Source organism: Pseudomonas sp. SIMBA_068 (assembly GCF_046534705.1).
Lineage (GTDB): Bacteria > Pseudomonadota > Gammaproteobacteria > Pseudomonadales > Pseudomonadaceae > Aquipseudomonas > Aquipseudomonas putida.
The window spans coordinates 1-233 of the sequence record NZ_JAWRYI010001750.1 but is presented as its reverse complement, the minus strand read 5'-3'; the positions used below and the strand labels follow the sequence as shown (position 1 = coordinate 233).

Genomic DNA, 233 nt, shown 5'->3' with positions numbered 1-233 from the left:
CCCTACCCTGCTGACGCTGGCGTGCCTGCTGGCCTCTCCAGGCTTCGCTGACGACCTGCCGTCACTTGGCGACGCCAGTTCTGCCATTGTCTCGCCACAACAGGAATACCAATTGGGCCGCGCCTGGCTTGCCTACTTGCGCGGCCAGGTGTCGCAGCTCAATGACCCGCAGCTCAAGGACTACGTCGAAACCAGCGTGTACAAACTGGTGGAGACCAGCCAGGTCAATGATC

The 233-nt window shown here is 61.4% G+C and carries 1 pseudogene; it reads left to right on the top strand.

The window, feature by feature from the left end:
- Positions 1-233 (top strand): annotated as a pseudogene (locus SB756_RS35745) (M48 family peptidase); the annotation flags it as partial.